The organism is Actinokineospora xionganensis (assembly GCF_014323725.1).
GTDB classification, from domain to species: domain Bacteria; phylum Actinomycetota; class Actinomycetes; order Mycobacteriales; family Pseudonocardiaceae; genus Actinokineospora; species Actinokineospora xionganensis.
The window spans coordinates 36,454-59,282 of sequence record NZ_JABVED010000024.1; the positions used below are offsets into that span (position 1 = coordinate 36,454).

At 69.8% G+C, this 22,829-nt stretch carries 23 protein-coding genes; 11 read left to right on the plus strand and 12 right to left on the minus strand.

All coding sequences use genetic code 11. From position 1 onward, the window contains the following. Positions 1–128: 128 nt before the first annotated feature. Positions 129–704, plus strand: coding sequence for a DUF4245 domain-containing protein (locus GPZ80_RS28580; RefSeq protein ID WP_187224206.1), 576 nt, complete (start codon positions 129–131; stop codon positions 702–704). On the opposite strand, the gene GPZ80_RS28585 is transcribed toward GPZ80_RS28580, so the two are convergent. Genes GPZ80_RS28585 through xseA form a run of 4 tightly spaced genes read right to left on the minus strand, consistent with a single transcriptional unit; the run spans position 676 to position 3,263 of the window. Further along, a complete protein-coding gene (locus tag GPZ80_RS28585; RefSeq protein WP_187224207.1) occupies positions 676–1,344 on the minus strand; it encodes a GNAT family N-acetyltransferase in 669 nt (222 codons plus the stop codon). The two genes, GPZ80_RS28580 and GPZ80_RS28585, sit on opposite strands and share 29 nt — an antisense overlap. 49 nt (positions 1,345–1,393) lie before the next feature. Next, positions 1,394–1,597, minus strand: a complete 204-nt coding sequence (locus GPZ80_RS33050) for an exodeoxyribonuclease VII small subunit (protein WP_187224208.1) — start codon at positions 1,595–1,597, stop codon at positions 1,394–1,396. Continuing rightward, positions 1,594–2,016 (minus strand): sugar ABC transporter substrate-binding protein, encoded by a 423-nt coding sequence (locus GPZ80_RS33055; protein ID WP_312880634.1) that lies wholly within the window; start codon positions 2,014–2,016, stop codon positions 1,594–1,596. The genes GPZ80_RS33050 and GPZ80_RS33055 overlap by 4 nt, the downstream gene beginning before the upstream one ends. 2 nt (positions 2,017–2,018) lie before the next feature. Beyond that, positions 2,019–3,263 (minus strand): exodeoxyribonuclease VII large subunit, encoded by a 1,245-nt coding sequence (xseA, locus tag GPZ80_RS28600; RefSeq protein WP_187224209.1) that lies wholly within the window; start codon positions 3,261–3,263, stop codon positions 2,019–2,021. A 319-nt stretch (positions 3,264–3,582) separates the two neighbouring features. Between xseA and GPZ80_RS28605 the strand changes: the two genes are divergently transcribed. Then, the gene (locus tag GPZ80_RS28605; protein WP_446678432.1) at positions 3,583–4,386 is read left to right on the plus strand and encodes an RNA-guided endonuclease InsQ/TnpB family protein; all 804 of its coding nucleotides are present in this window, start codon (positions 3,583–3,585) and stop codon (positions 4,384–4,386) included. A 38-nt stretch (positions 4,387–4,424) separates the two neighbouring features. On the opposite strand, the gene GPZ80_RS28610 is transcribed toward GPZ80_RS28605, so the two are convergent. After that, on the minus strand, positions 4,425–5,018 hold the full coding sequence (locus tag GPZ80_RS28610) for a lipid droplet-associated protein (RefSeq protein WP_187224210.1): 594 nt from the start codon (positions 5,016–5,018) through the stop codon (positions 4,425–4,427). Positions 5,019–5,116: 98 nt separating this feature from the next. Here GPZ80_RS28610 and GPZ80_RS28615 point away from each other — a divergent pair, with 98 nt between their 5' ends. Beyond that, on the plus strand, positions 5,117–6,076 hold the full coding sequence (locus GPZ80_RS28615) for a 4-hydroxy-3-methylbut-2-enyl diphosphate reductase (protein ID WP_187224211.1): 960 nt from the start codon (positions 5,117–5,119) through the stop codon (positions 6,074–6,076). Between the two features lie 450 nt (positions 6,077–6,526). Here GPZ80_RS28615 and GPZ80_RS28620 read toward each other — a convergent pair whose 3' ends face one another. Together GPZ80_RS28620 and rmuC are read right to left on the minus strand one after the other, a co-directional pair. Continuing rightward, positions 6,527–7,453 (minus strand): DUF6542 domain-containing protein, encoded by a 927-nt coding sequence (locus GPZ80_RS28620; RefSeq protein ID WP_187224212.1) that lies wholly within the window; start codon positions 7,451–7,453, stop codon positions 6,527–6,529. A 179-nt stretch (positions 7,454–7,632) separates the two neighbouring features. Beyond that, complete coding sequence (gene rmuC, locus GPZ80_RS28625; protein WP_187224213.1) at positions 7,633–8,580, minus strand: DNA recombination protein RmuC; 948 nt, start codon at positions 8,578–8,580, stop codon at positions 7,633–7,635. Positions 8,581–8,714: 134 nt separating this feature from the next. Here rmuC and GPZ80_RS28630 point away from each other — a divergent pair, with 134 nt between their 5' ends. Together GPZ80_RS28630 and GPZ80_RS28635 are read left to right on the plus strand one after the other, a co-directional pair. Continuing rightward, on the plus strand, positions 8,715–9,860 hold the full coding sequence (locus tag GPZ80_RS28630) for an exonuclease SbcCD subunit D (protein WP_187224214.1): 1,146 nt from the start codon (positions 8,715–8,717) through the stop codon (positions 9,858–9,860). Further along, positions 9,857–12,781 carry an AAA family ATPase gene (locus GPZ80_RS28635; RefSeq protein ID WP_187224215.1) on the plus strand — a complete coding sequence of 975 codons (2,925 nt, stop codon included), beginning with the start codon at positions 9,857–9,859 and terminating at the stop codon, positions 12,779–12,781. Before GPZ80_RS28630 ends, GPZ80_RS28635 begins: the two co-directional genes overlap by 4 nt. Positions 12,782–12,871: 90 nt before the next feature. Here GPZ80_RS28635 and GPZ80_RS28640 read toward each other — a convergent pair whose 3' ends face one another. Together GPZ80_RS28640 and GPZ80_RS28645 are read right to left on the minus strand one after the other, a co-directional pair. Continuing rightward, the gene (locus GPZ80_RS28640; RefSeq protein ID WP_187224216.1) at positions 12,872–14,341 is read right to left on the minus strand and encodes an AlkA N-terminal domain-containing protein; all 1,470 of its coding nucleotides are present in this window, start codon (positions 14,339–14,341) and stop codon (positions 12,872–12,874) included. A gap of 123 nt (positions 14,342–14,464) precedes the next feature. Further along, positions 14,465–17,695 carry a S8 family serine peptidase gene (locus GPZ80_RS28645; protein WP_187224217.1) on the minus strand — a complete coding sequence of 1,077 codons (3,231 nt, stop codon included), beginning with the start codon at positions 17,693–17,695 and terminating at the stop codon, positions 14,465–14,467. A gap of 338 nt (positions 17,696–18,033) precedes the next feature. Between GPZ80_RS28645 and ychF the strand changes: the two genes are divergently transcribed. The 5 genes from ychF to GPZ80_RS28665 all read left to right on the plus strand — a co-directional run bounded on the left by ychF (position 18,034) and on the right by GPZ80_RS28665 (position 20,424). After that, positions 18,034–19,113, plus strand: a complete 1,080-nt coding sequence (ychF, locus tag GPZ80_RS28650; protein WP_187224218.1) for a redox-regulated ATPase YchF — start codon at positions 18,034–18,036, stop codon at positions 19,111–19,113. A gap of 46 nt (positions 19,114–19,159) precedes the next feature. Then, a complete protein-coding gene (locus GPZ80_RS28655; RefSeq protein WP_246477573.1) occupies positions 19,160–19,417 on the plus strand; it encodes a type II toxin-antitoxin system Phd/YefM family antitoxin in 258 nt (85 codons plus the stop codon). Beyond that, a complete protein-coding gene (locus tag GPZ80_RS28660) occupies positions 19,414–19,836 on the plus strand; it encodes a type II toxin-antitoxin system VapC family toxin (protein ID WP_187224219.1) in 423 nt (140 codons plus the stop codon). The genes GPZ80_RS28655 and GPZ80_RS28660 overlap by 4 nt, the downstream gene beginning before the upstream one ends. 79 nt (positions 19,837–19,915) lie before the next feature. Continuing rightward, positions 19,916–20,038, plus strand: coding sequence for a hypothetical protein (locus GPZ80_RS33510; protein ID WP_281401506.1), 123 nt, complete (start codon positions 19,916–19,918; stop codon positions 20,036–20,038). Continuing rightward, positions 20,035–20,424 carry a type II toxin-antitoxin system death-on-curing family toxin gene (locus GPZ80_RS28665; protein WP_187224220.1) on the plus strand — a complete coding sequence of 130 codons (390 nt, stop codon included), beginning with the start codon at positions 20,035–20,037 and terminating at the stop codon, positions 20,422–20,424. Before GPZ80_RS33510 ends, GPZ80_RS28665 begins: the two co-directional genes overlap by 4 nt. Positions 20,425–20,553: 129 nt before the next feature. Here the strand turns inward: GPZ80_RS28665 and GPZ80_RS28670 are convergent, their stop codons facing one another. Continuing rightward, the gene (locus GPZ80_RS28670; RefSeq protein ID WP_187224221.1) at positions 20,554–20,832 is read right to left on the minus strand and encodes a type II toxin-antitoxin system Phd/YefM family antitoxin; all 279 of its coding nucleotides are present in this window, start codon (positions 20,830–20,832) and stop codon (positions 20,554–20,556) included. Positions 20,833–20,863: 31 nt separating this feature from the next. Next, positions 20,864–21,130 (minus strand): hypothetical protein, encoded by a 267-nt coding sequence (locus tag GPZ80_RS28675; RefSeq protein ID WP_187224222.1) that lies wholly within the window; start codon positions 21,128–21,130, stop codon positions 20,864–20,866. Between the two features lie 177 nt (positions 21,131–21,307). On the opposite strand from GPZ80_RS28675, the gene GPZ80_RS28680 reads away from it, so the two are divergent. Then, a complete protein-coding gene (locus GPZ80_RS28680; RefSeq protein ID WP_187224223.1) occupies positions 21,308–22,468 on the plus strand; it encodes an alkaline phosphatase PhoX in 1,161 nt (386 codons plus the stop codon). A gap of 39 nt (positions 22,469–22,507) precedes the next feature. On the opposite strand, the gene GPZ80_RS28685 is transcribed toward GPZ80_RS28680, so the two are convergent. Then, positions 22,508–22,804, minus strand: coding sequence for a 4a-hydroxytetrahydrobiopterin dehydratase (locus GPZ80_RS28685; RefSeq protein ID WP_187224224.1), 297 nt, complete (start codon positions 22,802–22,804; stop codon positions 22,508–22,510). Between the last annotated feature and the right edge of the window lie 25 nt (positions 22,805–22,829).

The window sequence follows — 22,829 nt, forward strand, 5'->3', positions numbered from 1 at the left end:
CAACACGATCATTCCGGGGACCGTGGCGAGCGGCACCGGAAACTCCCCTTCGCGATCGGCCACAGAGCCTCGAACCGTTTGCAACACCTCGCCACGCCGGAGCCTGCGCCGCCTGCGACGATGGGAGGGTGGCTCCTCCCCAGCGCCCCGACCGGGCATCGCACACCGCGCGCGACATGCTGTTGTCGCTGTTGGCCCTGTTGCTGATCATCGGGTCGGTGCTCGCGTTCAACCGCGGTTGCTCGTTCAGCCCCGGCAGGCCCGACGCGGACCCAGCCCTGGCCCCCACTGTCGACGCCGCCGTCGACCTGGGCCGCTACGCCCGCAGCACCGACTTCGCCATCCGCCTCCCGGCCGTCCCGGCCGAGTGGAAGGCGAACTCGACCAGCTCCGGGCCGGTCGAGCCGGTCTCGGTGGTCGTCCGGGTGGGGTGGATCACCCCGGGCCGATTCGTCCAGCTCAGCCAGTCCAGCGCCGCTGCGGCGGAGGTGGTGCGGGTCGAGACCGACCGTGAGTCGGCGCCGACGGGTGCGGTCGAAGCGGGCGGGCAGACCTGGCAGGTCTACCCGGGCCGCCGCGACGAACACGCCTGGGCCACGTCGCTTGACGGGGTGACCTTGATGATCACCGGCAACGGCAGCGACGAGGAGTTCCGCACCCTCGCCACCGCCACGCTCAAGGCCGCGCCGCTGCCTCGGTCGTAGGGACCCCGAACAGCGGCAGGCACCGGTCAAGCCCGTCGACCGCGACCGGCACGGTGCGGTGCCGCTCCCAGTCGGCCCTGCTCAGACGCAGCCGCTGGTCGATGAGGAGCTTGCCGTCGACCACCAGCCGCTCGACACCATCGGGCCGGTAGCCGAGCTTGCGGGACACGGCATGCGAAGCGATGTTGGTCGGGAAAGCGGCGGAGACGGCGTCCTCCGCGCCGAGGCCCGCGAAGGCCAGATGCAGCACGGCGGCCCGCATCTCGGTGCCGATGCCCTGCCCGTGATGGCGTTTCCCCAACCATGAACCGGTGGACACCTCCCGGGTGACGGCGAAGTCGCGCGCCCGGATGTTCTGCCTGCCGACAGGGACGCCGTCGCGGAACACCGCGAGATTGAGCGACCAGTTCTCCGGCGACCACTCACCCAACTGCTGCCAGTGGCGCTGGATGACCGACCGTGCCACCTCGGCGGGCGGACGGGTCGTCCACGGCACGATGAACGGCATCTCGTCCGGGCCATGGATTCCCGCACCCGCCAGATCGCCGAGTGCGCTGAGTTCGGTATCCGAAGGCAACCGCAACTCAAGCCGCGGCGTGGTCAGCCGAAGCCCGAGCACGGGAAAGTGATCGATGAGCATGCCCCATCGTGACGGCTCGCGGTTGGGGCGTCACTTCGTTTTCGCGCGATCAGTCGTTCTCTGCCTCGACGGCGGCCAAGGCGGTCTCTACCCGTTCGCGGGCGCCTGCCAGGTGTCGGTCGCAGATCTTGGCCAAGGCCTCACCGCGTTCCCACAGGGTCAGTGAGTCCTCAAGGGACAGTCCGCCGGCTTCCAGCTTCGCCACCACGGACGCCAGCTCGTCGCGGGCCTGTTCGTATCCGGGCTCGGTCACCGTGCGGGACTCCTCATTCGGTTGTTCACGCGCACCAGGGCGGTGGCGACCGCCTGGTCGAAGCCGACGAAGGCCTCGGCGAAGTCTGCACCATCGCGGTCGGCCACCGCTTCCTCGATGCGGGCACGGGCCCGATCGATGCGCCCGCGGTGGCAGGCGCCGTCACCGTTCCACCACGCGGCGCCCGCGTAGGTCGACGTCGCGTCGGCGAGTTCGCGGAGCCTGCCGGGCAGCGACCGGCCCGCCGTGTCGCAGCCGGCGAGCAACGCGGTCCAGCACTCGGCGGCCGCGGCGTCGGCGCGGGTGGCGGGTGGGTGCAGCGCCGGGTGGCCCGAAGCGGTGGCGACGGTGAGTGGCAGGAACGACGGTTCCCGGTATGACACAGGGAGAACCGGCATCGGCCGGTCGGTCTCGCTCACGGCTACCTCCCTTCGGCGGGCGCGTCCCGATCGCCGGTGACGACCGCGTGCAGTGCGCCGTCCGCGACCCGGATCCGCAGACGGGTGCCCTCCGGAGCGTCCTCGATGGAGCGGAGAACCCGGGGAGTCCCGTCGGTATCGGTGAGCTGGACGACCGCATACCCGCGAGCAAGCGTGGCGGCTGGCCCCAGGGTCGTCAAGCGGGCGCGCGTCGCCGCGAGCGCCGACTGCTCCGCGGCCAGCCTGCCCAGCAGCGCGCGCCTGCCGCGTTCGGCGAGCGCGTCGACCTGTTCCGCGCGCCTGGCCAGCGGAGTCAGCGGGTCGGCGAGCACCGGCCTGCTGCGCAGCGAGTCGAGCAGGCGGCGTTCGCGGTCCACCCAGCCGTGCAGGGCGCGGCGGGCACGATCACGCAGATGGCGGATCCGCGTGGACTCCTCCGCGACATCGGGAACCACCCGTTTGCCCGCGTCGGTCGGCGTCGAGCAGCGCAGGTCGGCGACGTGGTCGAGCAGCGGGGTGTCCGGCTCGTGGCCGATCGCGCTGATCACCGGTGTGCGACAGGCGGACACCGCGCGGCACAGCGTCTCGTCGGAGAACGGCAACAGATCCTCCACGGAGCCGCCGCCGCGGGCGATCACGATGACCTCGACGTGCGGGTCCTTGTCCAAAACGGACAGTGCGTCGAGAATCTGCGGTACCGACAACGCCCCCTGCACCGCGACGTTCTCCACCCGGAAGTCGACAGCGGGCCAGCGGGCCTTCGCGTTCACCAGCACGTCGCGCTCGGCGGCGGACGCGCGACCGGTGATCAGGCCGATCTTGCGCGGCAGGAACGGCGGCCGCTTCTTGCGCTTCGGATCGAAGAGCCCCTCGGCGGCCAGCAGCTTGCGCAACCGCTCGATGCGCGCGAGCAACTCGCCGATACCGACCGCGCGGATCTCGTCCGCGCGCAGGCTCAGGGTGCCGCGGTTCATGAAGAACGTCGGCTTCGCGTGGACGACGACGCGCGTGCCGTCGGTCAGCGGCGGCTCATGCAGGCGCAGCAGACCGGTCGGGCAGGTCACGGTCATGGACACGTCGGCGGCCGGGTCGCGCAGCGTCAGGAACGCCGTGCCGGTGCCCGGGCGGGCCGAGATCTGGGTGAGCTGGCCCTCGACCCACACGGTGCCCAGCCGGTTGATCCACTCGGAGATCTTTCGGGCGACCGTGCGGACCGGCCACGGCTCTTCGGCTGTCGACCCCGTCACCGGGACCTCCCGAGGATGCTCCGACCTTCAGGCCGGGGAGAAATCGGGAACGGGAGGACCGCCAAGGCCCGCGTGTGTCCTGGCCTATCGGGTGTCAACTCTGTCTCCTGGATCTGTCGGTGGTGGCCGTTAGCTTGATCGGCGTGTCTCGGCCGTCAAGCCGGAGGACGTGCGCCGGGTGTCCCGCAAGGTCGCTGAGGTGCGGGTGCCCAAGGTCGGGTGGGTGAGGTTGCGCTGGTCGCGTGCGGTGGCTGACGGTGTGAAGTCCTACCGGGTCACCCGTGACCGGGCGGGGCGTTGGCATGTGGCGTTCGCCTTGGTGCCCGAGCCCATCTCCGCGCCGGGTACGGGTGCGGTGGTGGGTGTGGATCGCGGTGTCGCTGTGTCGGCGGCGCTCTCCACTGGGGAACTCTTGTCGGTGCCCACTCTGCGCGCCAGCGAGAAGGTGCGGCTGTTGCGTTTGCAGCGCAAGCTCGCCCGCGCCCAACGCGGCTCCAATCGGCGCGGCAAGGTCAAGACGGCGATCGCGAGGCTCGGAGCCCGTGACACCGACCGGCGCAAGGACTGGGTGGAGAAGACCAGCACCTGTCTGGCCAGGGAGTTCGACGTGATCGCGGTGGAGGACCTCAAGATCCGCACCATGACCCAGTCGGCGAGGGGCACGCTTGAGGCTCCCGGCCGGGGGGTNTGTCTGGCCAGGGAGTTCGACGTGATCGCGGTGGAGGACCTCAAGATCCGCACCATGACCCAGTCGGCGAGGGGCACGCTTGAGGCTCCCGGCCGGGGGGTGCGACAGAAGGCGGGCCTGAACAGGGGAATCCTGGCCAACGGGTGGGGCCTGTTGGTGACCCGGCTGGAGCAGAAGGCTCCGGGGCGGGTGGTGAAGGTCGATCCGCGGTTCACCAGTCAGCGTTGTTCGGCGTGTGGGGTCGTGGATCGGGAGGCGCGCGAGAGCCAAGCCGTCTTCCGCTGCCGGTCCTGTGGTTTCGCCTGCAACGCGGACGTGAACGCGGCGCTGAATATTCGACTCGCGGCAGGGCATGCCGTGACCGCACGGGGAGGCCTGCCGTTGGGTGAGCCCGCGAACCGTGAACCTCAACGCGACTTCCTCCTCGTGCGGTAGTCGCTGTCGAATCTCCGGCCCGCGGGCAGGGGAGGAAGTCAAGTCTGGTCGCGCACCGTCGCGATGCGGCGGGTGAGCATGCCGACGAACGACGGCCGGTTCTCACTCGCCCGCTCGTACGCCAGCGCCTCTTCGAGGTCGGCCACCGAGAACGCCCGCAGCCGGGCGCGCAGCTGCGGCAGCGACAGCTCGTCGTAGTTCGGGATGGACGCCGGAGGAGACACGGCCGCGGTGATCGCCTGCTCCTCCTGCTCCCACGGGTCCGCGGCGGCGGGATCGTCGGGCACTTCGACATCGGACTGCTCGGCCGCGGGCTCGTCGTCGATGTCGTCGTCGATGTCGTCGTCGGTGACCCGGTCGAACGCGGGGCGGCTCAGGTCGTAGTCGTCGACGTCCTCGTCGAAGGTCGCCCACTCCGGCGCCTCCTCGACCGGGCGCAGCGCGGCCAGGGCCTCGTCACCCTTGATGGCCAGCTCGGTGACGTGCTGCTGGACCCGCATCGTCGCCTGCAGGGCCTGGCTGACCACGGTCACCGGCAGGCCCGCGATCTGGGCGGGCAGCTCGCGGGCACGTTCGACCGCGGTGGCCGCGAGCCCGGCCGCGAGGCGCAACGGCAGGGGGAGAGACTTCATGGTCCTAGCCTGCCCGAATCCGGCGGATCTGCACAGCGAGGAGCGGTCGAGACACGGGCCACATCCGGGCTTGGCGGCACGCCCGTACCCTTGGAGTCATGAGTGCTCCGACCAAACGTGTCCTACTTGCCAATCCGCGCGGCTACTGCGCCGGGGTGGACCGTGCGGTCATCACCGTCGAGAAGGCGTTGGAGACCTACGGCCCGCCGGTGTACGTCCGCAAGGAGATCGTGCACAACCGCCACGTCGTGGAGACCCTGCGCGAACGCGGCGCGATCTTCGTCGACGAGGCCGACGAGGTGCCCGAGGGCGCGCTTGTCGTGTTCTCCGCACACGGCGTGTCGCCCGCGGTCCACGAGCAGTCGGCCGCGCGGAACCTGCGCACCATCGACGCAACCTGCCCGCTGGTGACCAAGGTCCACTTCGAAGCCAAGCGCTTCGCGAAGGAGGACTACGACATCCTCCTGATCGGCCACGAGGGCCACGAGGAAGTCGAGGGCACCGCGGGCGAGGCCCCAGACCACGTGCAGCTCGTCGACGGCCCGGAGGACGTGGACAAGGTCGTCGTGCGCGACCCGTCGAAGGTCATCTGGCTGTCGCAGACCACCCTGTCGGTCGACGAGACCATGGAGCGCGTCGACCAGCTCCGCGAGCGGTTCCCCGACTTGCAGAACCCGCCGAGCGACGACATCTGCTACGCCACCTCGAACCGTCAGGTCGCGGTCAAGGCGCTGGCGCCGGAGTGCGACCTGGTGCTCGTCGTCGGCTCGACCAACTCCTCCAACTCCAAGCGCCTCGTCGAGGTCGCGCTGCTGGCCGGGGCGCGGGCGTCGTACCTGGTCGACTACGCGCACGAGGTGGACGAGGCCTGGCTGGAGGGCGTCACCACGGTGGGCGTGACCAGCGGCGCGTCGGTGCCGGACAACCTGGTGATGGACCTGCTGGCGTGGCTGGCCGAGCGGGGCTACGGCGACGTCGAAGAGGTGACGACGGCGAACGAGAAGATCGCTTTCGCGTTGCCGCCGGAGCTGCGCAAGGACCTCAAGCCAGCTAGGTGATCTTTGCTTGTCCGCGGGCGGTTCCCGGTTGGGGGCCGCCCGTTTTCTTGGTTCCGGCCTTCGCGAAGGCCGCGCCGCCCTTGATACCGCCACCCGAGAGTTAAGGGCCAGGACAAGGTGCGGGGCGAGTGCAGGGGTCAAGTGTTCGGTCGAGCCAGGCGGATAAGACCGCCAGCGGCGCCATCGCCACCAGTGACACGACCACCGACGCTCACCACCACCGAAGGCTCCCCCTCGGATCGGTGGCGGGAGTTGCGCTCGGACCGGTGCCAGCCGCTGCGGTCCGCCGGTGAGACCGGAGCTGTCGGCTGCGCATCCTCGCTGGGGTCGAGAGCGAGAGTGCGCCCCTGGCGTGGTCCGCGCGGCCGGGACCGTCGGCCTGCGCCCGCCGGAGGCACTACACCGCCTGGCGTCGATATCGATCTAGGCCACCGAATCCCAGGGCGCTGGTCAGCGCTCGGTGGGGCGGGGGCGGCGTGGGGGTTGGCGGGTGGGGTCGGGGCGTGGGGGTTTGCGGTCCGGCTGTCCTTCGCGGGGTTTGCCTGCGTCGCGGGCGCGGTTCGGGTCGCGGGCGCCTCGGGCGCGGGGGTCTTCCCGTGGGGGGCGGGGGCGGCCTGCCGCCTCGTCCCTGGCCGGGCGGCGGGGGCGGTCCTCACGAGCGGGCTTGTCAGCCGTGGGACGGGCGGACTTGCGTTCGTCGCGGGTCGGGCGGGCGCCTCGGGGTGGGTCTTCGCGGGGAGTGCGGGCGCGGTCTTCGCGGGCGGGCCTGCGCGGCGGCCGGGCGGCTTCCTCCTCGCGGGCGGGACGGGGGCGGCGCGGCGGCTTGGCCGCGAACAGGTCCTCGTCGTCGCGGGGGGTCTGCGGGCGGGGACGGCGGGCGACCGCGGGTTTGGGCTCGTCGTCCTCGTCGGTCGCGCCCGGGTCGCGCTGCAGGAATACGCGGGCCACACCGATCGCCACGACGACGGCGGTGGTGATGCCCATCGTCGGGAAGTTGCTGGTCAGCGGCATAGCCACCGAGAACAGCAAGCCCTTGAGGCCATCGCCGGGTGTCTCCGGGCCCAACGCGAGGATGGTGCCGATCGCGGTCACGGCGAACACCAGCGGCGGCTGCACCATCGGACCGAACAGGTTGCTTCGGCGCACAAGGCAGATCGCCGCGACGCAGCCCAGGACGTAGGCGCCCTGGTAGATCTTGCCGAGAGTGCCCAAGCGCTCCACATCGATCACGGCTGCCAGCAGGGCCAGCCCGAACGCCAGCAGCACAGCGCCCCACCACGGCAGTCCCCGTGAACTGCCGAAGATCGGGCGCTCATCCCACGCGGGCTCGGCGTGGTCATCATCAAGATCGCTGCGGCGATCGCGAGTCGCGGTCACGTCGGTACACGTTAGTCCGTCGGTGTGGGGTGGCTGTCATCGTTCGCCCAATAGCGGCCACGCATGACCCGCGAGTACGCCGTTCGGCCCAATGTGGGCGGGCTCCAAGCCCGATTGGGGAGCCCGGCCCACCCATACGCTCGTGCGAGTGGGTGAGGCCGACGGGCCTCGGGCACAGGTCAGTCGAGGGGTGAACCCTCGGGCATCTCGTGCCCGTTCACCACCGCCTCCTCGGTTCGCCGGATGCCCGGCATCGGTGTCGGGCTCGCGGAGGCGTCGGTCAACGGGGTGACGGTGGTCCTGAACTGCTCCAGCGCGTCCAGTTCGCGCCGCCGGGCCGACAGGAAGCGCTGGAGGTGGGTGCTGGACAGGTTGACCGCGTCGATCGCCATGCCCGCGGACCGGTGGGCGGAGGCGGCTCGGGCGCGGACGGTGGCGACGTCGTCGGCGATCGCGCGTTCGGTGGCGGCGAAGAGGGCGGCGGAGGCGATCACGGCGAAGCCCGTGGGGCCGCACAGGAACACGCGGCGGTCCAGCATCCAGCGCAGGAGGGTCGGGTCGGTGTCCAGTGCGGCGACAACGGCGGCGTCCGACGGGACGAACATGATCGTGCCGTAGATCGCGTCCGCCCACCGCTGGTAGCCCTTGCTCGCCAGTTCGGCCGCGCGGGAGCGGATGTTGCGGACGTGCACCCGCAGCGCGTCGAGACGTTCCTCGGCGTCGTCGGTGTCGACTGCCTCGGCCCAGCAGGCAAGGCTCATCTTCGAGTCGACCGGGACCCGTCGCTCGTCGCCCACCAGGAGCAGCAGGTCCGGTCGGGCGCCGCCGCCGCCCGCGACATCTGTCTGGACGGTGAAGTGGATGCCCTCGCGCAGCCCCAAGGCGCGCGCGGTCTCCACCAAGACCTGTTCGCCCAGTTCCCCTCGGCCGCTGATCGACGCGAACGCCACCTCATACCGTCGCAGCGCCGCCTGGTGCGAGTCGGTCCGGCGCCGCTCGGCCTCGACTTCGGCGCGGGCGGCGTCGGTTCGGCGGACGCTGTCGGAGTACAGCCGCCAGAACAGCGTCGCGGCGGCGGCGAGCAGCAGGACGAGCACCGCGGCGACGGTGCCGAGCACAGCGGTCACGGGCGAGTCCTCCCTTCTCGGAACGGCGTACGGGAAGATCTTTACCCCATACCACCGACAGAACCAGCGTCGAACGAGCGTTCGACCGGCGTGGCTCCCCCGATCGGGGGCATCCGGCCTCTAACTTGGCGGGCATGCGGGTGCTGCACACCTCCGACTGGCATGTGGGCCGCACATTCCACGGCCGAGACCTGCTCGCCGAGCAGGAGACGGTGCTCGCCGGCCTGGCCGACATCGTGACGAACGACCGGGTCGATGTGGCCGTCGTCTCCGGCGACCTCTACGACCGCGCGGTCCCCTCCGCTGAAGCCGTCGGCGTCTGCGGTCGCGCCCTGCGCCGGATCGCCGAGGCGGGCGCGCGCATCGTCGTCACCCCCGGAAACCACGACTCCGGGCCCCGGCTCGGCGCGTTCGGCGAGTTCGCGGCGGCGGGCGGCCTCTACCTCCGCACCGCGGTCTCCGATCTCGACCGGCCGGTGGTGATCGATGACCACCATGGGCCGGTCGCGTTCTACGGCATCCCCTACCTGGAGCCGGAAGTCGCCCGCCAAGGTCTCGGCATGCCCGACCTGCGCACCCACGCCGACGTGCTCAGCGAGGCCATGCGCCGCGTCCGCGACGATCTCGGCCGCCGCCCGGGAACGCGGTCGGTGGTCCTCGCGCACGCGTTCGTCACCGGCGGCGAGGTCAGCGACTCCGAGCGAACGATCGCGGTCGGCGGCGTGCCGCACGTGCCAGGCGGGGTGTTCAGCGGCGTCGACTATGCCGCCCTCGGTCACCTGCACGGACCGCAAACGCTTGCGAACCACCTGCGGTACTCCGGCAGTCCCATGGCCTACTCGTTTTCCGAGGCCCGGCACCACAAGTCCGTCTGGCTGGTCGAGCTACACCAGGACGGCCTCGCCGACGTCGAGCGCCGCACCCTGCCCGTCCCGCGGGAGCTGGCTGTGATCAGCGGCGAACTCGCCGACGTCCTGGCGGACCCCGCGAACGACGTCCACGAGGGCAAGTTCCTCTCCGTCGAGCTCACCGACCAGGTTCGCCCACTCGACGCCATGCGCAGGCTGCAGGCGCGGTTCCCGCATGCCGTGCACCTCGAATGGCGGCCCGCGGGCGGCCACCAGCGCCCCCAGCGCTATCCCGAGCTGTCGCGGCGGCGCGACGACGCCGAGGTCGCCTGCTGCTTCGTCACCGACGCCAGGGGTGCCGAGCCCACCGAGACCGAGCGTGGACTGCTGCGCGAGGCGCTGGCCGCCGTCGCCGGGAAGGAGCCGGAGTGAGGCTGCACCGGCTGGAAGTCACCGCGTTCGGTCCCTACCCCGGCCATGAGGTCGTCGACTTCGACGTGCTCGGCGCCGACGGCCTGTTCCTGCTCCATGGCGACACCGGCGCGGGCAAGACGACACTGCTCGACGCGGTCGCGTTCGCGCTGTTCGGCGCGGTGCCGGGCGTGCGCGACCAGGCCAAGCGTCTGCGCTGCGACAACGCGGGCCCGGACGTGCACACCGAGGTCGTGCTGGAGCTGACCGTGCAGTCGCACCGGATGCGCATCGTGCGCAGCCCGGAGTACCTGCGGCCCAAGCGACGCGGCGGCGGGATGACCAAGCAGCAGGCGCGTGCCGTGCTGACCTGGGTCCATGCCTCGCCGAGCGGCTACCCGGCCGAGGGTGTGTCCCGGATCGACGAGGTCGCGCGCACGGTCCAGGGCTTGCTCGGGATGACCAAAGAGCAGTTCTTCCAAGTCGTCCTGTTGCCGCAGAACGACTTCGCGACTTTCCTGCGCGCCGACACCGGCGAGCGCGAGAAGCTGCTGGAGAAGCTGTTCGGCACCGAGCACTTCCAGCGCGTCGAGGACTGGTTCAAGGACTACCGCGCCCAGCGCCGCCGCGAGTTGGACGCGGCGAGTGTGTCGGTGGACGCGCTTGTCGCCCGCATCGCCCAGGAATCCGGCGACGAGCCCGAGGAACCGAAAGCGGAATGGCTGTCCGGGCTCACCGCCGCTCTGGCGACAGCCACCGACGAAACCCTTGCCGCGCAAGAAGAAGCAAATCGGCAGCGCGAGGCCGCCGAGGAGGCTCTCGCCGAGGGGCGCGCTGCTGCTGAGCGGGTCCGCCAGGTTCGGGAGGCGACCGACGCGCTGGCCGAACTGGCCCGCGATGACCGCACCGCCTGGCGGGCCGAGTTGGCCGCGGCCCGTCGCGCGGTGCCGGTCGTGGCCGTCGCCGACGAGCTGCGTCGGGCCGAGAACGCGGCGGACGCCGCCGCGCGAGCGGAACGCCGATACGTTGGTGTCGCTGAGGAACTCGGCTACACAGGCACCGACGCCCGGGCCGACGCTACGACGCTCCGCGAGGAAGCCGGAGCTCTGGTCGGACTGGTCGAGGAATCTGATCGGCAGCGCGAGGACCAGGCTCGCATCGCCGAACTGGAAAAGCTTCTGACGGGGGCCGAACAGGAATCCGCCGACCTCGCCGACCGGATCGCGGAACTGCCCCGACAACTTGCCGAGGCCCGCGAACGCCTCGCGGAATCGGCGGAAGCGCGGGCATCTCTCGACGGGCTCAGAGCCCGCCAGGACGAGACCGCCACCGCGGTCCGGCACGCGAAAGCCTTGCCCGCGGCGGAATTCGACCTGTCGGCGGCAGCCGACGCCAACACCAGGGCTGTGGAAGACCACCAGAACGCCCGCGAACACCTCCTGGATCTGCGCCAGCGCAGGCTCGACGGGATGGCCGCCGAACTCGCCGCGGGCCTGGCACCGGGGGAGTCGTGCCCGGTGTGTGGTTCGGTGGAGCACCCGACGCCCGCCCACGCGGTCGGCCCGCTGGTCACCGCCGACGATGAGCGGGCGGCGCAGGCCGAGGAACAGCGAAAGCTGACGGCCCGGGAGAAAGCGGCGGCGGCGTTCAAGCAGGCGCAGAACGTCGTCGACGGACTGCGCGAGCGCCTCAGCGGTTGGGGCGACCCGGAAGCGGACGACGCGCGGGCTCTGGCCGAGTTGGACAAGGCCGTGGCCGTGGCGGGCGGGCACGACCGGATCAGCCGGACGCTGCTGGACCTCGAAGCGGAAGCCGAGCAGGTCCGGTCGAGAATCGCCACGCTGCAACAGGAAACCGTGGCGCGCGCCACCGAACGAACCGCGCTCGTCGCCGCTGTGGAGGAACGCGGTCTCCGGCTCGACATCGCCAAGGGGACCTTCCCGAGCGTGGTCGACCGCAGGCGACACGTCGCCGAACTCGCGCAGGCACTCGACGCCCTGTCGGAGGCCCGCACACACGCGGTGGCGGCCCGAACGCGGGTTGCCGAGCAACGCGAGATCCTGGTCGACGCGGTGGCCAAGGCGGGCTTCACCGACGTCACCGAGGCGCTGGACGCTGCCCGCGCCGAGAACGTCATCGCCAAGCTGGCGCAGCAGATCAGCGAAGCGGACCAGCAGGAAGCCAAGTTCCGCGGCGTTTTGGACGACCTGGCGGGCACCGACCTGAGCGAAGAGGTCGACGTGGTCACGCTGCTGGCCCGGGCGCACACGGCCCGCGAGAACGCTGAGAACGCCGTGGTGACAGCGCGTGCGGCCGCCCGCCGGGCAGGCGAGGTGGCGAAGCTGGCGGACCGCTTGCGCAAGGTATGGGCGGACTTGGCTCCGATGCGTGCGGAATTCGAGGAACTGGACGCGCTGACCGACGTGGTCAACGGGCGTGGGCAGAACACGAGTCGGATGTCGCTGCGATCCTACGTGCTGGCGGCGCGACTGGCTGAGGTGGCGGTGGCCGCGAGCGAGCGGCTGCGGCGGATGACCCAGGGACGCTTCTCGTTCGTGCACAGTGATGCGGCTGGGTCGCATGGCAAGCGCGGTGGGTTGGGGCTGGACGTGCTGGACGACTTCTCGGGGCAGACGCGGTCCACGAAGACGCTGTCCGGCGGAGAGTCCTTTGTAGCCTCATTGTCGTTGGCGCTTGGTCTCGCGGATGTGGTGGCGGCTGAGACTGGTGGGGCGTTGTTGGACACGTTGTTCGTCGATGAGGGCTTCGGGATGCTTGACGCGCCTACGCTTGATGACGTTATGGGGATATTGGACGAACTTCGCGCTGGTGGGCGGGTTGTGGGGCTGGTGTCGCATGTGGAGGAGCTGCGGCAGCGGATTCCGGTGCGGTTGCGGGTTCGGAAGTCTCGTAGTGGTTCCACGTTGGAGATGACGGCATAGGTTGTTGTTCGGGCGTTTGGAGCTGGGGTGGCGGGCGTCCGTAGTTGGCATTGCCCACGCGAGCCGCCGGCACTTCCTAGCCGAGCGTGGTCACGGGGCACTTCCTGCCGATGCGGCGGCGCGCCAGAGGTGCATGCCTGCGTAGGAGCGCCAAGGTTGCCAGGTGCGGCCGTGGTCTGCCAGTGCCTCCGCGGTCGGGGGCAGGCCTAGGGCGGCGGCTCCGTTGCGTTGGGCTATGTCCTGTGGCAGCAACACATCCGGGTCGCCGAGTAGGCGCATGGAGACGTAGCCCGCGGTCCATGGTCCGATTCCGGTGAACGTCCGCAACCGGGTTCGCAGGGTGTCGGCGTCGACGCCCACATGGAGGTCCAGGTCGCCCGACGCGATCGCCGCGCAGACCGCGCGGATTGTCTGGGTCCTTCTGGTCGGGCCTGCCAGAACCTCGCCCGCGTGTTCGGCGATGGCTTCGGCGGTGGGGAACAGGGTGGTCAGGTCGCCGTCCGGGGTCGCGAGTCGTTCGCCCAGGGCGTCGGTCAGGCGCTGGGCGGCGGTGCGTGCGGCGGTGACGCTGACCTGTTGGCCCAGCAGGGCCCGCACCACGGTCTCAACGCCGTCGACGCTGCCGGGAACTCGGATGCCGGGGGTGCGGGCCACCGACTCGGCCAGTGCCGGGTCGGCGCCGAGGATTTCGTCGATGGCCAGGGGGTCGGCGTCCAGGTCGAGCAGCCTGCGCAGCCGGGCTACCGCCGAGCCGAGGTCGCGCATGTCCGTGAGGCGGAGGGTGCACTCGACGTGTCCCGCCCCCTGGCGCAGCGAGGCGGTCGCGGGGCCGTTGGCCAGGCGCAAGGTGCGCGCGTAACCGTCGGCGGATGCCGACTCCAGCCCCGGGATCGCCCGTGCGGCAAGGAAACCGAACAGCCCCACCGCGTCGAACGGCTCGCGGACGGCCAGCCGCAGGGTGACCCGCCCCGGCGTCGGCTGGGCCCGGCGGGCGGACCGCTTCGCCGCCATGCGCAGTCGCGTCGGCGTCGTGGCGAAGACGGTGCGGATGGTGTCGTTGAACTGGCGGACGCTGGCGAAGCCCGCCGCGAAGGCGATGTCCGCGACCGACAGGGTGGTCGTCTCGATGAGCAGCCTTGCCGAGTGCGCGCGGTGCGCCCGGGCCAGGGCGAGCGGGCCCGCGCCGAGTTCGGTGGTCAGCACCCGGGTCAGGTGTCGTTCCGAGTAGCCGAGCCTGCGGGCAAGGCCGGTGACCCCGTCGCGCTCGACGACGCCGTCGGAGATCAGCCGCATCGCCCGGCCCGCCAGGTCGGCGCGCAGGTTCCACTCGGGGGAGCCGGGCACCGCGTCGGGCAGACAGCGGCGGCAGGCGCGGTAGCCGGCGATCTGCGCGGCGGCGGCCGTGGCGAAGAACTCGACGTTGCGCCGCTTCGGTGTCGAAGCCGGGCACGACGGTCTGCAGTAGATCCCGGTCGTGCGGACGGCGAGGATGAACTGGCCGTCGAACCGCGCGTCGCGGGCGGCGACGGCGCGGTACCGCTGTTCGGGATCTTTCAGCACGACACCATGCTGCCGGCGTCGCGGGAACCCCGTCTGGCAGAAATCAGACACGTCGGTGGACCCGAGAAAGCGTAAGCGGGGACCTGCGTGCCTGCAGGTCCCCGCTTCGCTGTCGATCAGGTGTTACGAGACGGCCTGGACCACCACGTCACCGGAGCCGACCAGGACGTTCTCGTCGGTGCGCGCCTCGACGCTGCCGAGGAGCACGCGGCCCGCGGCGGGAGCCGAGTTCGCGGTGACCGTCGCCGGCACCGTCCACTCCACGCCCGAGGTCCGCGAGGCATTGGCGTCGGTCACCGCGATGGCGCCGAAACCGGGGTTCGTGAACACGTCCAGGTAGTTGAACGTGGTCGTGCCCGCGGGAACCGCGTAGCCCTGGACGAGGGCGACCCACTGGCCCGCGGCCGGGTTGTTGACCCGGACCTCTTCCTCGGAGTCACCGTCGGCCGACTGGCCCGCGACGACACACGAGCCGCTGGTGCAGTTGAGCAGGAACAGGTCGAGGTCGGCGCCCGCGTCGGACGTCGAGCCGATCTTGACCCGCAGCGACGTCGATCCCGGGGTGACCGTGATCGGGTACTGCTGGTCCTCCTGGTCGGCGATGCTCGGGGTGGCCTGCTTGGCGCTGCCCAGCGCGGTGCCGGTCGCGCGGCCGTTGAACGCGCCGAGAAGGTTCTTCAGCGTGTACGAACGGTCCATGGCCTCGCCCGCGGTGGCGGTCGGGATCACGTCCGGGTTGGGCGTGACCGACGCGCCGAGCACGGACGCGGTGAGGGTGAACGGGGCGAAGGCGGTGTCGGAGGTCCGACGAGCCTCGACCACGACCTCCCAGACGCCCGGCTGCGGGTTCGCCAGCGAGCGGCTGGTCGGGCTGCCCGTCGTGCAGCTGCCGCCCGGGGCGACCTGCGGGTTGTAGCAGCTCAGCGACGAGTTGCTGTCGCTGCCGACACCGTACGGGTGGAAGCGCAGGAAGCGGATCTGCCCGGTGCCGGGCGTCGAGCCGCCACCCTGCAGGTCGACCTTGAAGGCCGGGGTGCCGGGCGCGACGTTGAAGAAGTAGCTCTTCGACTCGTTGCGGCCGATCTGCCCGCCCTTGACGACCGTGAAGTTGTTGTCGGCGGAGAACTGCTCCGCCGCGACAACGGCGTTCATGGTCTGCAGCTCGACGCCCGAGGTCATCGGGCTGTCCAGGTTGAGGACCGCCGAGTGCATGCCGGTCGACGTCGGCTTGATGTTGACCTTGAACTTGACCGCGCTGTTCTTGGGCAGCGTGACCGAGTTCGCCGACGAGAACGTGCCGTCGTTGCCGTTCCAGCGCACCTTGTAGGTGACCGGGTAGTCCGAGCCGGTGGTGCGGGTGAAGGTGTACTCGCGGGTGTAGCTGTCGCCCACCTTGACGCCTTCACGGTCGTTGATGCCGACGCCGACGCCCGGGGTCTTGAGGAACTGCGACAGGGCGGTGCGCACCGGGACGGCCACGGTGATGTCCGTGCGGCTGGGGTTGGCCTTGAGGACGTTCCATGCCCGGATCGTGTCGATCAGGCCCGTGCCCTGCTCGTAGGCGCCCAGGTTGCCCAGGTAGCGCGCCGACGACTGGAAGGCGGTGCGGATCTGGTCGGCCTTGTGCGAGACGCCCTTGGCCTTGGCGGCGCTCACCAGCAGCGCCGCGGAACCGGCGGCCTGCGGAGAGGCCATCGAGGTGCCGTTGAACATCGCGTAGCCCGGGGGCAGCGCGTAGGTGCCCGCGACGGGGCCGCCGTTCTGCCAGGTCGGCACGGTCGAGATCGCCGAGCCGGGGGCGACGATGTTCGGCTTGAAGCCACCGTGCTCAGCAGGGCCGCGCGACGAGAAGCCGTGCAACGACTCGGAGACGCCCAGGTCGGAACCGTAGTTGCTCTGCCAAGTCGCCTTGGTGATCGACGAACCGACGGACATGACCTTCGAGGCGACCGACGGGTCGCCGATCGTGTTCGAGCCCGCGCCGGAGTTGCCCGCGGAGATGAACATCTGCACGTTGTACGTGTCGATGATGCGGTCGTACAGCTCGGCGCGAGCGTTGTTGCCGTCGTTGAGCGCCGGGAGGCCACCGACCGACATGTTGATGACGTCGACCTTGGCGTCACGCGCCGCGTAGACCATCGACTCGACCATCGCGTGCGCGGTGCAGCCGGTGACGAACATGCAGACGCGCAGCGAGACGAGCTTGGCACCGGGAGCGGCGCCGTTCATCGTGCCGCCGAAGAGGCGGTTGCCCGCGACGATGCCCGCGACGTGCGAGCCGTGCGCGCCGGAGACGATGCCGATGTTGACCGCGTCGTTGGCCGGGCTCGTCTGCACCACGAACTTCATCGACTCGCGCACCGGGGTGGCCGGCTTGTCGGTGCCGAAGGTGCCGATGTCGTACTTGACCTTGTAGTCGGTCATCGCGGCGTTGTTCGCGAAGGACTTGTCCTGGTCGGTGTCGACCCAGACGGTCCCGGTGGCCGGGTTCCAGGCCACACCGAACTTGCCGTTGCTGCCCGCGGGGTTGCCGTCGCGGTTGACGTCGTTGCCGACCTCGCCGCCCAGGCGCGGGTCGCGCTCGTTGAACTCCGCGAAGCGGACCTCGGCCTCAGCCGGGAGACCCACGGTGGAGCCCGCGACCTTGTTGGTCATGAGCAGCCAGGTCGCGTCGTTGTCGGCGTTGACGCCGTTGACGAACTTCGGGTTCGTCGAGGTGACCCAGTCGACGACCTTGCGCTCGCCGGTGCTGGTGGTGTTCAGCGACGGGTGGTCGAGGTCGACACCGCTGTCCACGATCGCGACCGTCGTGCCGCGGCCGTCCCAGGTCGGGTGCTCGTTGACGAACTGCGCCGCGTTGGTGTCCGTCGTCGGCATGTACGGGTTCGCCATCGGCGTCGACGGCCCGGGGGCGGGCTGCGGCGTCGGGTCCTCGTAGCCCACGGGCCGCGGGTCGGGAAGCGGGGTCGTCTCGTCGAGGTCGAGTGCCTGGACGCCCGGGAGCTTGGCGAGCTTCTCCACCTTGTCCGTGGCGACTTCGGCGCGCACGTAGCCGAGCTCGTCGGCGCGGTACTGCACCTTCGCACCCGCCTGCTCGAGCTGGTGGACCTTGCCCGCGCTGTCGCCCTTCTTGGTGGCGATCAGGACGGTGACGGTCTTCTTGCCTTCACGCTCCGCGGTGGCGAGCAGCTCCTGGTCATGCTTGCCGAGGCCAGGTGCCTCTTCGGCCGGACCCTGGGGGGTCGGGGCCGCGCCGGCACTCGGGACAGTGGCCAGCATGGTGCCAACGACCGCGGTTGCGGCCGCCAAGCCGAGGGCGATCCGGCCACGCCGGCGCCATTCGGGTTGAATCATCCGACTTCCTTCTTCCTCAGCAGGGTGAGCTGGGTGGCGCCTGGCACTCCGGTAGGCGGAGGACAGCAGGGCGCTCACGGAGTGTTGTTGAGGGGCCTTGCCCTGACTAGCGTCCATCTGGGCTAATCCTCACCAATCACACTGGACAAGGTGAACGGGCTGTGCGTCTATCGCGCCCAGTAGTCACTCTGTTACGCCGCTAATAGCCCCTGACGTGCGTACATCCGTCCTACGACGCTCACCGCTGAGTAATTGGCTGGGCCGCGAAGAGTTCGTAACTATTTGGTGCACGGGCGGCGGCGGGGATGGCCCCGAATGGGGTCCGTAGACTGCCACGCGTGAGTTTGACCCTCGGGATCGTCGGCCTGCCCAACGTCGGCAAGTCCACCCTTTTCAACGCCCTGACGAACAACGACGTGCTCGCCGCGAACTACCCGTTCGCGACCATCGAGCCCAACGTCGGCATCGTCGCCCTGCCCGACCCTCGCCTGGAGAAGTTGGCGGAGATCTTCGGCAGTGAGCGCATCGTGCCCGCGGTGGTGTCGTTCGTCGACATCGCGGGCATCGTGAAGGGCGCGTCCGAAGGCGCCGGGCTTGGCAACAAGTTCCTCGCGAACATCCGCGAGGCCAACGCGATCTGCCAGGTCATCCGCGTGTTCGACGACCCCGATGTGGTGCACGTCGACGGCAAGGTCGACCCGCTGTCGGACATCGAGACGATCAACACCGAGTTGATCCTCGCCGACCTGCAGACCCTCGACAAGGCGGTCGTGCGGCTGGAGAAGGAGGCCCGCGTCCGCAAGGAGGCGCGCCCCGCGGCCGAGGCGGCCCTCAAGGCCAAGGAAATCCTCGACGGCGGCCGCACTCTGTTCGCCGCACAGTCCGAAGTGGACATCTCGCAGCTGCGCGAGCTGAGCCTGCTCACCACCAAGCCGTTCCTCTACGTCTTCAACGCCGACGAGGGCGTCCTGATGGACACTGCCCGCCGCGAGGAACTGGCCAAGCTGGTCGCCCCCGCCGACGCGGTGTTCCTGGACGCGAAGGTCGAGGCGGAACTGCTGGAGCTGGACGACGAGTCCACTTTGGAGCTGCTGGAGTCGGTCGGCCAGTCCGAGCCCGGCCTCAACGCACTGGCCCGGGCCGGTTTCCACACCCTGGGCCTGCAGACCTACTTGACCGCCGGGCCCAAAGAGGCGCGTGCGTGGACGATCCCCCAGGGCGCCACGGCACCGCAGGCGGCGGGCGTCATCCACACGGACTTCGAGCGCGGCTTCATCAAGGCTGAGGTCGTCTCGTTCGCGGACCTGGTCGACACCGGCTCGATGGCGGCGGCGAAGGCGGCGGGCAAGGTCCGCATCGAGGGCAAGGACTACGTCATGGCCGACGGCGACGTGGTCGAATTCCGCTTCAACGTCTGAGTCGGTCCGACGCTTGACAACCCAGGTAATGTAGGTACGTAGCTACATGGAGGTGGTTGTCATGGCGGTCATTACTGCGCGCGAGTTCAACCAAGACGTCAGCGCCGCCAAACGGGCCGCTTCGAACGAGCCCGTCGTGATCACGGATCGCGGAGAGCCGTCCCATGTCCTGCTGTCGATCGATGATTATCGACGACTCGTGGCCGACGAGCGGAGCATCGTCGACTGGCTGAGCATGGAAGACGACGACATCGACTTCGAGCCGGAGCGGTTGGACGTCGCGTTGAAGGCGTCGGACCTGTGAGCTTTCTGCTGGACACGAATGTCGTAAGTGAGCTGCGCAAATCCGAGCGACTGGCAGATCCGGCCGTTCGATCATGGGCGCGATCCCAGCGCACCAGTGAGCTATGGCTCAGCGTCATCACCGTGATGGAGATCGAAATCGGAATCGCTCGGGTGGAAAGGCGAGATCCCACGAGCGGTAAGAAACTGCGCGCTTGGCTTGAGAATGATGTGCTGGAAGGGTTCTCGGGGAGAATCCTTCCAGTGGACATGGGCGTCGCACGGCGTGCCGCTGCGATGCATGTCCCCGATCCACGGCCGGAACGGGACACCTTGATCGCGGCAACCGCGCAGGAGCACAACCTCGTCGTGGCCACTCGCAATGTCGCCGACTTCTCCGTCATGGGTGGCGACATCGTGAATCCATGGTCGGCCACCTGACGTTGTTCAGCCGGGTCGAGTTCAGGTCTCCGGTCTAAACAGGTCGTCCGTGGGGCCGTGCCAGCGGTAGCTTTCCGACATGGACAGCACGCCGCCGAGCGAGCCCACGCCCACGCCGGCTGAGCGCGAAGCCCGACTGCGCGCGCTGTCGAAGGCGGGCCGGGAGCGCTACGCCTCTCTCTTGGACCGGCTGTCGAAATGACCGTCGACTACCCCACCGTCGAGGACCTGCTGTCCGTCGCGGCGGACCTGAATGCTGACCAGGTCCGAGACCTCGGCCTCCTGGAGTCCGCCGCCCACCGCCCGCGAACCGCGGTGATGGGCCAGGACGCCTACGACTCCTTGCACGAGAAGGCCGCCGTGCTCCTGCAGTCGGTCGTGCGCAACCATGCGCTGGTCGATGGCAACAAGCGGCTGTCCTGGATGGCCGCGTTCGTCTTCCTGGGCCTGAACGGCATCGACCTCGACGCCCCGGAAGACGACGCCTACGACGTCGTGATCGCGGCGTCCACCGGCTCGATCGACCACACGGAGATCGCCGCACACCTCACCCGGTGGACTCGTCCAATCGCCGTCTCTCCGGCCTAGCCATGGCGACGCGGCGGTGCAGTTCGGCCATGTCCGGGCGGTGATCTTCGAGGTCGCGGGCAGCAGTGCCGGGTCGAGCGTGCCGAGGTCGAGTACGCGCAGGTGGCCGGTACCCCGGATTCCGGGCGGTCAGCCACGCGCACGGTCCCATGGGTCGTCCTCGCCGATGCGTTCTTCGTTGCCGAAGAACGCATCGGCTTCGTCCGGCGTGCGGCCGTGGTCGACATGGGGCAGCCCGCGGTGACGCTCGACCAGTTCTGCCGCGCTCAGGTGCCGTCCGCGTGCGGGCGGCCGAAGTTCGGCTACCACCACACCGTGTCGCGTGATGTGGAAGGTCTCGCCCGCTTCAACCGCGTCCATGACGGCGGCGGAGCTGTCGCGGAGCTCCCGTTGGCTGATGACCTTCACTCCACCACCGTAGCGACGTGTGGCGCACGGCTCAGCCCGAGCCGCCGAACTGGTCGTTGTACATCGACTCAATCAGGGCGTCGGTCGCGTCCTGTGCCGCCTGTTGTGCGACCAAGGCCGCCTGCCGCGCCGCCGGCATCGCCGCTCGCAGCTGATGGAGTCGTGCCCAAGCATGGGCCCGGGCCTGGATCGCGGGAAGTGTCTGGAGGGCGACCAACAGGGTCTGCTGGTCCATGAACTCCACGAGGTGGCTCTGCAGTTCAGGCGGCAGATCGGCCAGCTCGATCGGGTTGCTCATCTCGCCACCCTTCCCCGACGTACGAAGGGGCGGACTTTCGGGTCGCGGCGACGTTCGTCTTTCAGCCCTTAGCCCGTGGAGCACTCGATCTTTGATTGCCGGTCACCCGATCCAGCTACTTTGCTCAACGCACGGAAACCGTGCCAGCACGCACAGTGACACGATCGGAGCCTGACCGTGGAACGTCGTAACTTCCTCCGCGCGGCCGTTATCGGTGGCGCCGCCACCGTCTTCGGCGGCGCTGCCTGGGCGCCCGCCTTCGCCGCTCCCGCGCAGCCCGGGCCGAGCCCGTATGGCGCGTTAAAGGCCGCGGACGCGAACGGGATCATGCTGCCCTCCGGGTTCACCAGCCGCGTGGTCGCCCGTTCGGGGCAGAAGGTGGCGGGCACCAACTACACCTGGCACCCCGCCCCGGACGGCGGGCACGTCTTCGCCGACGGCACCGGGTGGATCTATGTCTCCAACAGCGAGGTCTCCAGCACCGGCGGTGTCGGGGCGATCAAGTTCAACTCCAGCGGCTCGATCACCGGCGCCTACCGGACGTTGTCGAACACCAACGTCAACTGCGCGGGCGGCGCGACCCCGTGGAACACCTGGCTGTCCTGTGAGGAGGTGACCGCCGGCCGGGTCTTCGAGACCGACCCGTGGGGCGTGAACCCGGCCGTCGTGCGGCCCGCGATGGGCATCTTCAAGCACGAGGCATGCGCCGCCGACCCCGACCACGGCTACATCTACATGACCGAGGACGTCAGCGACGGCTGCTTCTACCGGTTCCGCCCGAACACCTGGGGCAACCTCTCCAGCGGGACCCTGCAGGTCATGAAGGGCACCAACTCCCAGACCAGCGGTACTGTCACCTGGGCGAACGTGCCCGACCCCGACGGCAGCCCGACCGCCACCCGCAACCAGGTGTCCGGCGCCAAGCGGTTCAACGGCGGCGAGGGCTGCGTATACGCGAGCGGCACCTGCTGGTTCACCACCAAGGGTGACAACCGCGTCTGGGCCTACAACGCGAACAACTCCACCATCTCCCTGGCATACGACGACTCGCTCGTCACCAGCGGCACCGCGCCGCTGACCGGGGTCGACAACATCACCCGCGCCACCAGCGGCGAGCTGTTCGTCGCCGAGGACGGCGGCAACATGGAGATCTGCGTGATCACCCCGAGCGACATCGTGGCGCCGTTCCTGCGGGTCACCGGCCAGACCAGCTCCGAGATCACCGGACCGGCGTTCACCCCGAACGGGCAGCGCCTCTACTTCTCGTCGCAGCGCGGCACCAGCGGGTCGAGCAGCGGCGGCATCACCTACGAGATCACCGGGCCGTTCAACACCTGAGCGTGACACCCGGTGCGGCGGCGGCCCCGCCGCACCGGGTCAGCCCCGGATGGCGTCGATGATCCCGTCGATCTCCTCGGCGAGACCCACATCCAGGGCCGTGATCGCGTTCTCCGAATGCGTGCTGCACCGGAAGGTCAGCGTGGCCCAGCGGATGTCGATATCCGGGTGGTGGTTGTTGTTCTCCGCGACCTCGGCGACCCGGTTCACCACCTGGATGGCCTGTGAGAACCCGTTCAGCTCGACCTCGCGCACGAGCGCTCCGTCGCGGAATGACCAGTCCGGCAGCGTCTCGAGGGCGATTCCCAGTTCCTGCTCGCTCAATGGTTGGGGCATGACCCCCATAGTGGCCCGAACCCGG

What these genes read in the sequence shown, in the direction of transcription:
- GPZ80_RS28655 (WP_246477573.1), top strand. Translation starts at nt 19,160, where the DNA reads ATGGAGGTGGTTGTCATGGCGGTCATTACTGCGCGCGAGTTCAACCAA.
- GPZ80_RS28675 (WP_187224222.1), bottom strand. Translation starts at nt 21,130, where the DNA reads ATGAGCAACCCGATCGAGCTGGCCGATCTGCCGCCTGAACTGCAGAGC.
- GPZ80_RS28665 (WP_187224220.1), top strand. Translation starts at nt 20,035, where the DNA reads ATGACCGTCGACTACCCCACCGTCGAGGACCTGCTGTCCGTCGCGGCG.
- GPZ80_RS33510 (WP_281401506.1), top strand. Translation starts at nt 19,916, where the DNA reads ATGGACAGCACGCCGCCGAGCGAGCCCACGCCCACGCCGGCTGAGCGC.
- GPZ80_RS28615 (WP_187224211.1), top strand. Translation starts at nt 5,117, where the DNA reads ATGAGTGCTCCGACCAAACGTGTCCTACTTGCCAATCCGCGCGGCTAC.
- GPZ80_RS28585 (WP_187224207.1), bottom strand. Translation starts at nt 1,344, where the DNA reads ATGCTCATCGATCACTTTCCCGTGCTCGGGCTTCGGCTGACCACGCCG.
- GPZ80_RS28645 (WP_187224217.1), bottom strand. Translation starts at nt 17,695, where the DNA reads ATGATTCAACCCGAATGGCGCCGGCGTGGCCGGATCGCCCTCGGCTTG.
- GPZ80_RS28630 (WP_187224214.1), top strand. Translation starts at nt 8,715, where the DNA reads ATGCGGGTGCTGCACACCTCCGACTGGCATGTGGGCCGCACATTCCAC.
- GPZ80_RS28610 (WP_187224210.1), bottom strand. Translation starts at nt 5,018, where the DNA reads ATGAAGTCTCTCCCCCTGCCGTTGCGCCTCGCGGCCGGGCTCGCGGCC.
- GPZ80_RS28685 (WP_187224224.1), bottom strand. Translation starts at nt 22,804, where the DNA reads ATGCCCCAACCATTGAGCGAGCAGGAACTGGGAATCGCCCTCGAGACG.